Source organism: Kitasatospora sp. NPDC059146, assembly GCF_042786665.1.
Classification (GTDB): Bacteria; Actinomycetota; Actinomycetes; order Streptomycetales; family Streptomycetaceae; genus Kitasatospora.
On sequence record NZ_JBHZCY010000198.1, the window covers coordinates 1 to 11208 of the forward strand.

An 11208-nucleotide genomic window follows, 5' to 3' on the forward strand; every position below is an offset into this window, starting at 1 on the left:
GCCCCGGAAGGGGGCGGACCGGCGGGGCGAGGAGCCCGCAGGTCAGCGAGTGCCGCTGCGACGGCGGCGGAAGGCGAGGACGCCGCCCGCCAGCGCCAGGGCCGCGGCCGCGCCGCCGATCACGACGGGCGCGACGGACGGGGCCGCCGCCGTCCGCGCCGCGGTGCCGTAACCGCTGGACATCCCGGCGGCGGCGTACTCCGAGCCGGGCAGCTTGTCGGCGTAGCGGGCCTTGACCAGCTTCTGGTACTCGCTCAGCGAGGCCGAGGGCCGGTCGTCCAGCCCCTGCCGCGCCTGGTCGTTGAGCGGCTCCACCGTGCTGAGCCGCAGTTGGTACCAGCCGCGGATCTGCGGCTCGCTGAACACCAGCGTCCCGGGCGTGGCCCTTCCGGCGTACGCGGCGTCGCTGTTGCCGTCGCGCACGCCGGCCAGGTGCCAGCCCCCGCCCTCGGTGGGGGCGAGCAGGACGGTGGCGTTGCGCCCGTTGACCGTGGTGTTCAGGGCGGAGACCAGGTAGCTCAGCCGGATCGCCTGGGAGGCGAGCGGCAGGGCCGTCCCGGCGACGAACCCGGGGGTGAGCTCGTTCAGGGCCAGGGGGTTGTCGACGGTGAAGGCCGGCAGGCCCGCGCACGGCTCGGCCTGGTCCGGGATCGTCTGTGCCGCCGGGGGCGCGTCCTTCTGGGGCAGTGGGGCGCTGAGGAAGCGGCAGACGGCGTCGCGGACGTCGGCGGACTTCACCAGTTCCAGGGCGGCCGTGTAGTCCGGGATGTCCGCCGGGAGCGGGTCCTTGGCCGGGGCCGCGTGGACGGGCCCGGCGAGCGGCAGCAGCGCGCAGGCGCCGGCCGCCAGCAGGGCGGCCAGGCGGATGCGGCGGGTGCTCGCCGGCCCGGCGGGTGTCGTGGTGCTGTGCATGGCCGTCCGCCTCACCTGGAGATGCCGATCCGGGAATGGGTCCATTTGAACGAGCTGTTGCTGACGTAGTCGGCGTAGTTCCACCAGGTGTAGGTGGCGGTGTCCGGCCACGGGTCGGCGACCGCGACGGTGTTCTTCGAGGTGTCGAAGCCGTAGACCACGTTCATGTGGCCGCCGCCGGAGGTCCAGCCGATCCGGGCGGCGACCGGCCGGGCCGCCTTGACGTCGGTGTAGACCTGGTTGAAGGTGGCCGCGCTGTTCAGGCCCGTGCCGAGGTTGGTCATGCCGAGGCTCTTCCAGCCCTTGGCCATGTCGTCGAGCGTGGCCGGTTGGTTGTTGCAGCCGTAGTAGGGCTGGGCCCGGGTGCAGAAGTCGGCCTGGGTGGTGCCGTAGCCATGGAACTTGGCGATGGTCAGGCCGGAGGCGACCCAGCACCACTGGGACTTCTCCTGCTTGAGCATGGTGATGGTGTCCTGGCCGGCCTCGGCGTGGGCCTGGCCGCCCGCGGTGGCGAGCAGTGCCGAAGCCGTCAGGAGGACGGTCGTCGCCGCGGTCGTGAATCTGGGTCTGCCCATGGGTCTGCCTTCCCGCGCGGGGCGCGATGGGTGTGGGGGATTTGCAGAGCCATGACAGCACGGAACGGTGCAATCACGGAGTGTATGCGAAGGAGTGTTGCGGACGGGCGTCCGTCGCGGCACCGGAAGTCGGTGCGGCGGCTGCCCGGCCCCTCGGCGGATCCATCTGCGCACCGTGTGAGCGGCGGCGGCTTCCCCCGGAAGGGGACACGTCGTGGTACGGCGGGCCGATCGTGGTGACGTAGGGTGATAGGAGGTCAACAGGGGGGAGTCGAGGTTCCGGTCGGCCGCAGCCGCGCGGACCCGCCCTCGTACCCCCGTTCCACCCCCGGCCCACCCCGTTCCGCCCCCTCGGCCGTGGCGGGTGCCCCGGGTCGCCCGCAGACAGGAGAGTTGAGTTGTCGTCCGACAGCACGCAGCGTTCGCAGTGGGTCCAGGACCGTCCGGCCACGTCCCGTGCCCCCAGAGCGGACCTGCTGCTCGACGGCCGCTCGCTCACCGTCAAGGAGACCGCCGCGGCCGCCCGTCGCCCGAAGGCGTGGCGGGTGGCGCTGTCGGACGGCGCGGTGCACCGGATGAAGCGGTCGGTGGACCTCAAGAACGCGATCGTCGACTCCGGGCAGCGGGTGTACGGCGTCACCTCCGGCTTCGGCGACAGCAACACCCGGCAGATCTCGCCGCGCAAGGTCGAGGCGCTCCAGGCCAACCTGATCCGCGGCTTCAACTGCGGCCTGGGACCGGCGGCTTCACCCGAGGTGGTGCGGGCGACGGTGATCGCCCGGGCGAACTGCCTGGCGCGCGGCAACTCCGGCATCCGCCCGGAGGTCGTCCAACTCCTGCTGGACTGCCTGGAGCAGGACATCCTGCCGGTGGTGCCGGAGCGCGGCTCGGTGGGCGCCAGCGGCGACCTCGTCCCGCTCAGCTACCTCGGGGCGATGCTCACCGGCCACGGCACGGTGCTGCACCGGGGCGAGGCCAGGCCCGCCGCCGAGGCCCTCGCCGAGGAGGGCCTGGAGCCGGTGGTGCTGGCCTCCAAGGAGGGGCTGGCGCTGGTCAACGGCACCTCCTTCATGGCCGGCTTCGCCGTCCTGGCCCTGCGCGACGCGACCGAACTGGCCTTCGCCGCCGACCTGTGCACGGCGCTCGCCTCCCAGGTCCTGAACGGCAACCCGCGCCACTTCGACCCGTTCGTCTTCGACCACAAGCCGCACCCGGGCACCGCCGACTCCGCCCGGACGGTGCGCCGGCTGCTCGGCCGGCTCGGCGACGGCCCGTACGAGGGCGACCAGGAGGGCGGCCCGGCCGACCCGATGCCCGACGGGACGGGCTACCGGCGGCTCGCCGAGGCCGTCCAGGACCGGTACTCGATCCGCTGCGCCCCGCACGTCAACGGCGTGCTGCGGGACACCCTCGCGTTCGCCGCCGACTGGACCCACGTGGAGATCAACTCCTCCAACGACAACCCGCTGTTCGACGCCGACGCGGGCGTGGTCGTCAACGGCGGCAACTTCTACGGCGGGCACATCGGCCAGGCGATGGACTCGCTCAAGACCGCCGTCGCCAGCGTGGGCGACCTGCTGGAACGGCAGCTGCAGCTGGTGGTGGACGAGAAGTACAACAACGGACTCACCGCCAACCTCATCCCGCGCTTCCCGGACGACAGTTGGGAGGCGGGTCTGCACCACGGCTTCAAGTCCCTGCAGCTGGCGGCCTCCTCGCTGGTCGCCGAGGCGCTCAAGCTGACCATGCCCGCGACCTCGTTCTCCCGCTCCACCGAGGCCCACAACCAGGACAAGGTCAGCATGGGCACCATCGCCGCCCGGGACGCCCGGACGGTCGTCGAGCTGGTGCGCGAGGTGGCCGCGATCCACCTGCTGGCGCTCTGCCAGGCCGCCGACCTGCGCGGCCCCGAGCGGCTCAGCGGCCCGACCGCGGCCGTGCACGCGGTGGTGCGCGCCGTGTCGCCGGTGCTGGACCGGGACCGCGGGATGGAGCGGGACATCGCCCTGGTGGCGGAACTGATCGGCGCCGGACGGCTGCGGGAGGCGGCGGCCGGGGCCTGAGGACCGGCCGCGTGCGGGCCCGGACGCCCGGGCCCGCACGCGGCGGCCTACTCGGTGGGCTTGGCGAAATGCTCCACGACGGCGGCGTAGCTGTCGTCGGCGTGTCCGCGCGTGGTCACCGCCTCCATCACGGCCGTCAGCTGCCGGGGCAGGGCCGGGTTGAGGCCGCGCCGCTCGCTCTCGGCCAGCAGGTGGCGGGCGGCCGCCAGGTGGGTGCGCAGCGCCGAGTCCTCGGCCGGGTAGTCGCCCTCGTCGACCTGCCGGGCGTAGCGGGCCAGGAAGGCGCCGATGCCGTCGAACAGCAGCTCGGCGGTCGGCGCGAAGTCCGTCGCGCCGATCCCGGCGGTGCGCAGCAGCGCCGCCGCGTGGAGGAAGCCGTTGAGTCCGGACCACAGCACGGCCAGCAGGGCGACGTCGTGCAGCGAGGCGAGCCCGGGGCCGTCGCCGAGGTAGGTGGGGCAGCCGCCGAGCGCGGTCAGGGTCGCCTCGTGGGCACGGAAGGCCGCCTCGGGGCCGCTGTAGAGCACCACGGTCCCGGCGGCTCCGATGGCGTCGGGGGTGGCCAGCAGGGCGCCGTCGAGGCTCCGGGCGCCGTACCGGGCCGCCGCCTCGGCGACGGCGGCGGCGTCCGCGGAGGTGCCGGAGGTGACGTCGACCAGGACCCGGCCGGCCAGGGCGTCCCCGGCGGCGTCGAGGACCTCGCCGACGGCGTGGTGGTCGCCGAGGCAGAGCACGACCAGCGGCGCGGCGGCCGCCGCTTCCGCGGGCGTCGCGGCGCGGTGGGCGCCCCGGGCGGCCGGGCCCTCGGCACGGGCGGCGGTGCGGTTCCAGACGGTGGTGCGGTGCCCGGCGGCCAGGAAGGCGTCGGCGAGCGCCGTGCCCATCAGGCCGAGGCCGAGCACGGCGACGGGGGCGGGGGCGGGGGCGGTAGCGGCGGCAGGGGCAGGGCGGCGGTCGGTCGTCACGAGGTCTCCTTCGGGCGGTCCGGCAGGGTGACGGGTGCGGTGCGGCGGCGGGGCTCGTTCAGCGCGCGGACCATCGGCTCCTCGACGAGGGCGTGCAGCAGCCAGGCCGCCGCCAGTGATCCGGCCACCAGGGCGGCCGTGTACAGCAGCGGCCGGAGCCCGTCGGCGGTGCCGTACGGGTCGAGCAGCGCGTCGCCGTACTCGATCACCAGGTAGTGCGACAGGTACAGCGTCAGCGAGAGGGCGCCCAGGCGCTCGGCCACGGGGTGGGCGAGCCGGGACGGCCGGCCCAGCCGGTCGGCGTTGGCGGCGCCCACGATCAGCGCGCCCAGCGGCAGGACGGTGATCGCGGCGACGCCGAACAGCAGCGGGGAGAGCTGGTCGAGCGGGTAGAGCAGGGCGAACGCGGCGGCGCCGTGCCAGGTCCGGACGCCGTCGAGCCGGCCCTCCCGGACCAGCCGGGCCAGCACCACGCCGAACAGGAACTCCGGCAGCCGCGCCGGGGGGAAGGTGTAGCAGAGCCAGATCTGGCGGAGCGTCACGCCGAGTCCGAAGGAGGGCCCGTCGCTTCCGGGCCGCGCCGCCGTGAGCAGCACCGGGATCAGCACGGCGGCCGCGACGGCCGCCGCCGCCCAGGCCCAGAGGTGTGCGGAGCGGATCGCGGCCGCCCGCCGGGCGATGACCGGGAACAGCAGGTAGAAGAGCAGGTCGCAGCAGAGCGACCAGGACACCCCGTTCACCCCGGGGTCCAGCAGGTCGAAGCCGGGTGACCAGGTCTGGACGAGCAGCGCGTTCGGCAGCCAGGCCCACAGCGGTACGGCCCGCCCGGCGGCGGCCAGCAGCAGCACTCCGAGCAGCAGGGTCACCAGGTGGGTGGGCAGGATCCGGGCCACCCGGCGGCGCCAGAACACCGGGACGGGCTGCCCGGGCCGCCAGGCCCAGGCCAGCAGGAAGCCGCTGAGCAGGAAGAAGAACGTCACCGCGGCGAACCCGAGGCGGAGCAGGGTGGCGCTCTCGCCGTGCCCGTGGGTCCAGATCAGGCTGGCGTGCTGGGCGACGACGGCCGCGGCCGCGACGAAACGCAGACCGGTGAGCGAGGGCAGCCGGGACGACCTGCCGAGTGCCAAGAGCGTTCCCGAGGTCTCGGAGCGGGTGGGGGAAGCCCGGTGATCGTATCCGAACTCGACGATGTGGTTGGCTTTTGACGAATCGTCGGAAATACCGGGCCGATTGCATGCTCTGCATACTTTCCTGCTCGCAATGTTGACGGTGGGTCAGATCTGATAGAGATCGGATGCCCGGCTAGGGTGCGTGCGCGATCGTCCGACGTCGCGCCGCCCTGCCCGCCCGCCCAGGACCGGAGACCCACGTGGCCGACAATGACACCCTGCGCCAGTACTTGAAGCGCGTGGTCGCCGACGCCGTCGACACCCGGGAACGCCTGCGCGCCCTGGAGGAACGGCAGTCGGAGCCGATCGCGGTCCTCGGCGCGGCCTGCCGCTACCCCGGCGGCGCCGATTCCCCGGAAAAGCTCTGGCAGTTGGTCGCCGACCGGGTCGACGCGGTCGCCGGATTCCCGTCGAACAGGGGCTGGCCGCTCGATTCCCTGTTCCACCCCGACCCCGACGCCGTCGGCACCAGCTACGTCGAACAGGGCGGATTCCTGTACGACGCCGATCGGTTCGACGCCGAATTCTTCGGCATGTCCCCCCGGGAAGCCCTCGGCACCGACCCCCAGCAGCGCATCCTGCTGGAAATCGCCTGGGAGGCCTGCGAACGCGCCGGAATCCCGCCCGAGGCCCTCCGCGGCAGCCGCACCGGGGTGTACGCCGGGGTGATGTACAACGACTACGGCAGCCGGCCGCAGCTGCCCCGGGAGGACTTCGAGGGCTACCTGTTCAGCGGCAGCGCCCCCGGCGTCCTCTCCGGCCGACTCGCCTACGCCTTCGGCCTGGAGGGCCCCGCCGTCAGCGTCGACACCGCCTGCTCCTCCTCCCTGGTCGCCCTCCACCTGGCCTGCGCGGCGCTGCGCCGCGGCGAGTGCGACCTCGCCCTGGCGGGCGGCGTGACGGTGATGTCCACCCCCGCGGCCTTCCTCGGCTTCTCGCGCCAGCGCGCCCTCGCCCCGGACGGCCGGTGCAAGGCCTTCTCGGCGGCCGCCGACGGGGTCGGCTGGGGCGAGGGCGCCGGACTGCTGGTGCTCGCCCGGCTGTCCGAGGCGCGCCGGGACGGCCGGCGGGTGCTCGCCGTGGTGCGCGGCTCGGCCGTCAACCAGGACGGTGCCTCCAACGGGCTGACCGCGCCCAACGGCCCCGCCCAGGAACGGGTGATCCGCGCCGCCCTCGCCGACGCCCGGCTCACCACGGAGGACGTCGACGCCGTCGAGGCCCACGGCACCGGGACGGCGCTCGGCGACCCGATCGAGGCCCGGGCGCTGCTGCGCACCTACGGGCAGCGCTCCGCCGAGCGGCCGCTGTGGCTGGGCTCGCTCAAGTCCAACCTTGGCCACGCCCAGGCCGCCGCCGGGGTGGGCGGGGTGATCAAGACGGTGGAGGCGCTGCGGCGCGGCCGGATGCCCGCCACCCTGCACGCCGAACAGCCCTCGCCGCACGTGGACTGGGAGTCGGGCGCGGTCGCCCTGCTCACCGAGGCCCGCGACTGGCCCCGGGGCGAGCGGCCGCGCCGGGCGGCAGTCTCCTCCTTCGGGCTCGGCGGGACGAACGCGCACGTGATCCTGGAGGAGGCGCCGCCCGAGGAGGCGGGGGAGGCACCGGTGGTCCTGCCGGTGGTGCCGTGGGTGCTCTCGGCCCGCTCGGCCCGGGCCTTGGCGGAGCGGGCGCGCGATCTGCTGGCGCTGGTCGGCGGCCCGGGGACGGCCCCGGACTTCCGGGACGTCGCCCGGGCGCTGGCCACCACCCGGGCGGCGCTGCCGTACCGGGCGGCGGTGGTCGGCGGTACGGCCGCCGAACTCGTCGAGCGACTGGCGGAGTTGGCGGGAACGGTCGCGGCGGACGCGGTCCGCCGGGTACCGGGGGAGGTCCGGCCGGTCCTGCTCTGCCCGGACGGCGACGGGCCCGGGCCGGAGGCGGTGGTTCAACTCCGTGCGGCCTTCCCGGTGTTCGCCGAGGCGTACCAGGAACTGGTCGCCGTGCCCGGCGCCTCGGGCGGCTTCGCCGCGCGGCTGGCGCTCCACCGCCTGTACGCGGCCTGGGGGTTGCGCCCGGCGGCGCTGGTCGGCCGGGGCAGCGGCGCGGTGGTGGCCGCGCACCTCGCCGGGGTGCTCCCGGTGCCGGACGCGGTGGCCCTGCTCGCGGCCCGCGAGCGGCTGCTCCGGCAGGGCGGCGGTGCGGCGGCCCGCGCGGAGTTCCGGCAGGAGTCGGCGGCGCTGGCCTTCGCGGCGCCGACCGTGCCGCTGCGGTCGGCCGCGGGCGGTGGCGAGGAGCCGGCCGGGCGGTGGACGGACCCGGAGGCCTGGGCCGAACGCTTCCTGGCGGAGGACGGGCCGCTGCCGGAGGGGCTGCTGTCGGCCGGGCCGTTGTCGGACGGGTCGCCGACGGAGAGGCCGCCGTCGGAGGGGCCGGTGCTGAGCCTGGAACTCGTGCCCGGCGAGGAGGCCCCCTACGTCGTCGTCCGGGAGCTGGCCCGGCTCCACACGGCGGGGGCCGCCGTCGACTGGTCCGCCTTCTTCGCCGGGACCGGCACCCGGCACGTCGACCTGCCGACGTACCCGTTCCAACGCGAGCGCTACTGGCTGGAGCCGATCGCACCCGCGCCCGCCGAGGCCCCGCCCGCCCCGCCCTCCGCCCGGTCGGCGGGCGAGGGCGCGCTCGCCCGGAGCCTGGCCGCCCTCCCCGCCGGGGAGCGGCGCGCCCACCTGCTCGACGCGGTGCGCGCCGAGGCGGCCGCCGTGCTGCGGATCGCCGACCCGGCGATCGTCGAAGTGTCGCGCCCCTTCCGGGAGTTCGGCTTCGACTCGCTCACCGCCGTCCAGCTGCGCAACCGGCTGGCCGCCCTCGCCGGGATCGAGCTGCCGGTCACCGTGCTGTTCAACCACCCCACCCCGGACGCCGTCGCCGACCTCCTGCTCGACCGGCTGTCCGCCGCCGACGGTCCGGACGCCGCCGACGGCCCGGACGCGCTCGCCGAAGTCGACCGGCTGGAAGCGGTGCTGGGGCGACTGCCGGCCGGCGGCCCGGAGCTGCTCGCGGTCACCGAACGCCTGCGGGCACTCCTCGGCCGCTTCGGACGGCTCGAAACCGCCACCAAGGACGAGCTGTTCGACCTCATCGACCACGAGCTCGGCCGCGCCCGCACCTGACCGCACGCCCGTACCTGACCGCATGCCCGTACCTGACCGCGGCTCGCCCGTACCTGATCGCCCGCCCGGCAGCACGCCCGCCGAGAGAGGAAGCCCAGCATGCCGGACGAGGAGAAGCTCGTCGACTACCTGCGGTGGGTCACCGCCGACCTGCGCGACGCCCGGCGCCGGATCGCCGAACTGGAGTCGTCCCAGGAGGAGTCGTCCCACGACGGGCCGATCGCGATCGTCGGCATGGCCTGCCGGTTCCCCGGGGGCGTCGGCTCGCCCGAGGACCTCTGGCGGCTGGTGCTGGACGGCCGGGACGCCATCACCCCCTTCCCCGCCGACCGGGGCTGGGACCTCGACGCCCTCTACGACCCCGACCCCGAGACGCCCGGCACCAGCTACGCCCGCGAGGGCGGCTTCCTGGACACCGCCACCCGCTTCGACGCCGGGTTCTTCGGCATCTCCCCGCGCGAGGCCACCGCGATGGACCCGCAGCAGCGGCTGCTGCTGGAGACCGCCTGGGAGCTGTTCGAGCACGCGGGCATCGACCCGACGGCGCTGCGCGGCACCGACGTCGGGGTGTTCGCCGGCGCCACCGAACAGTCCTACCTCGGCCCGGACACCCCGGCCGAGTACGAGGGCTACCTGCTGACCGGGCGGCTGGGCAGCGTGGTCTCCGGCAGGATCGCGTACACCTTCGGCTTCGAGGGCCCAGCCGTCACCGTCGACACCGCCTGTTCCTCCTCCCTGGTGGCGCTGCACCTGGCCGCCCGCTCGCTGCGCTGCGGCGAGTCCTCGCTCGCCCTGGCGGGCGGCGTGACGGTGCTGGCCTCGCCGCTCGGCTTCGTCGACTTCGCCCGCCAGCGCGGCCTGGCGCCGGACGGCCGCTGCAAGTCCTTCGCCGCGGCGGCGGACGGCACCGGCTGGGCCGAGGGCGCCGGGCTGGTCCTGCTGGAGCGGCTCGCCGACGCCCGCCGGCACGGGCACCGGGTGTTTGCCGTGCTGCGCGGCTCGGCCGTCAACCAGGACGGCGCCTCCAACGGGCTGACCGCGCCCAACGGCGCCGCCCAGGAGCGGGTGATCCGCCGCGCCCTGGCCGACGCCGGACTCACCCCGGCCGAGGTCGACGCCGTCGAGGGCCACGGCACCGGCACCCGGCTCGGCGACCCGATCGAGGCGCAGGCCCTGCAAGCCGTCTACGGCGCGGACCGCCCGGCCAGGCGAGCGCTGCTGCTCGGCTCGGTCAAGTCCAACCTCGGGCACGCCACGGCCGCCGCCGGGATCGGCGGGGTGATCAAGACGGTGCAGGCGCTGCGCCACGGCGTGCTGCCCGCCACGCTCCACGTGGACGCGCCGACGCCGCTGGTCGACTGGCGGGCGGCCGGGGTCGAGCTGCTCACCGAGCAGCGCCCCTGGCCGCGGACCGACGGCCCGCGCCGGGCCGGCGTCTCGGCCTTCGGGGTGAGCGGGACCAACGCCCACCTGGTGCTGGAACAGGCACCGGAGGAGGACCCCGAGCCGGACCCCGACGGACTCCCCGCCGTGCCCTGGCTGCTCTCCGCCGCCACGCCCACCGCGCTGCGCGCCCAGGCCGTCCGGTTGCTGGCGCACCTGGAGCGGCACCCCGACACCCCGCCCCGCGCCGTCGCCGAGGCCCTGGCCGGGCGGCCCGCGCTCAAGCACCGGGCGGCCGTGGTGGGCGCCGACCGGGACGAGCTGACGAGCCGTCTGCGGGCACTCGCCGACGAAGCACCCGTGACGTCGGTGGCGTCCGTGACGTCCGGGGCGCCCGTACGGCCCGGCCGGCTCGCCTTCCTCTTCCCCGGCCACGGGTCCCAGCGGCCGGAGCAGGGGCGGGAGCTGTACCGGGCGTTCCCGGCCTTCGCGACGGCCTTCGACGAGGTCGGCGCCGCACTGGACCCGCACCTGCCCGTGCCGCTCGCCGCCGTCCTGGCCGGCGGGGGAGAGCTGGAGCGCTTCGGCTACGCGCAGGCGGCGGTGTTCGCCTTCGAGGTGGCGCTGTTCCGGCTGCTGGAGTCCTTCGGGGTACGGCCCGACGAGGCACTCGGCCGGGGAACTCGCGGCCGCCCATGTCGCCGGAGTGCTGTCGCTGCCGGACGCCGCGACCGTCCTCGCCGTCCGGGGCCAGCTGGTCGAGGCGCTGCCCGCCGACGCGGCGGTGGTCGCCCTGGAGGTCTCCGAGGCCGAGGCGGTCGACCTGCTGGCCCGGCACGGCCGCCGGGTCTCGTTGGCGGCCGTGAACGGTCCCGCCTCGGTGGTGGTGTCCGGCGAGGCCGACCCGGTGGGCGCCGTCGCCGCCGAGGCCGAACAGCGCGGCCGCCGCACCCGCCGCCTGGCGATCAGCCGGGCCGTGCACTCCGCCGGAC

6 protein-coding genes and 1 pseudogene are annotated in these 11208 nt (G+C 75.5%); 3 read left to right on the forward strand and 4 right to left on the reverse strand.

Annotated elements, in window-relative coordinates; genetic code table 11:
* Nucleotides 1-42: 42 nt before the first annotated feature.
* Together ACFXPX_RS41795 and ACFXPX_RS41800 are read right to left on the reverse strand one after the other, a co-directional pair.
* Nucleotides 43-912 (reverse strand): hypothetical protein, encoded by an 870-nt coding sequence (locus ACFXPX_RS41795; RefSeq protein ID WP_380644951.1) that lies wholly within the window; start codon nt 910-912, stop codon nt 43-45.
* 11 nt (nt 913-923) lie between these two features.
* Nucleotides 924-1487 carry a papain-like cysteine protease family protein gene (locus ACFXPX_RS41800; protein WP_380528642.1) on the reverse strand — a complete coding sequence of 188 codons (564 nt, stop codon included), beginning with the start codon at nt 1485-1487 and terminating at the stop codon, nt 924-926.
* A gap of 398 nt (nt 1488-1885) precedes the next feature.
* Between ACFXPX_RS41800 and hutH the strand changes: the two genes are divergently transcribed.
* Complete coding sequence (gene hutH, locus ACFXPX_RS41805) at nt 1886-3550, forward strand: histidine ammonia-lyase (RefSeq protein ID WP_380644952.1); 1665 nt, start codon at nt 1886-1888, stop codon at nt 3548-3550.
* Nucleotides 3551-3597: 47 nt separating this feature from the next.
* On the opposite strand, the gene ACFXPX_RS41810 is transcribed toward hutH, so the two are convergent.
* Together ACFXPX_RS41810 and ACFXPX_RS41815 are read right to left on the reverse strand one after the other, a co-directional pair.
* A complete protein-coding gene (locus tag ACFXPX_RS41810; RefSeq protein ID WP_380644953.1) occupies nt 3598-4515 on the reverse strand; it encodes an NAD(P)-dependent oxidoreductase in 918 nt (305 codons plus the stop codon).
* A complete protein-coding gene (locus ACFXPX_RS41815) occupies nt 4512-5642 on the reverse strand; it encodes an acyltransferase family protein (RefSeq protein ID WP_380644954.1) in 1131 nt (376 codons plus the stop codon). The genes ACFXPX_RS41810 and ACFXPX_RS41815 overlap by 4 nt, the downstream gene beginning before the upstream one ends.
* 242 nt (nt 5643-5884) lie before the next feature.
* Here ACFXPX_RS41815 and ACFXPX_RS41820 point away from each other — a divergent pair, with 242 nt between their 5' ends.
* On the forward strand, nt 5885-8833 hold the full coding sequence (locus ACFXPX_RS41820) for a type I polyketide synthase (RefSeq protein WP_380644955.1): 2949 nt from the start codon (nt 5885-5887) through the stop codon (nt 8831-8833).
* Nucleotides 8834-8932: 99 nt separating this feature from the next.
* Nucleotides 8933-11208: pseudogene (locus ACFXPX_RS41825) on the forward strand (type I polyketide synthase); the annotation flags it as partial.

Coding starts and splice junctions, on each gene's coding strand:
- ACFXPX_RS41795 (WP_380644951.1), bottom strand. CDS start 912: ATGCACAGCACCACGACACCCGCCGGGCCGGCGAGCACCCGCCGCATC.
- ACFXPX_RS41800 (WP_380528642.1), bottom strand. CDS start 1,487: ATGGGCAGACCCAGATTCACGACCGCGGCGACGACCGTCCTCCTGACG.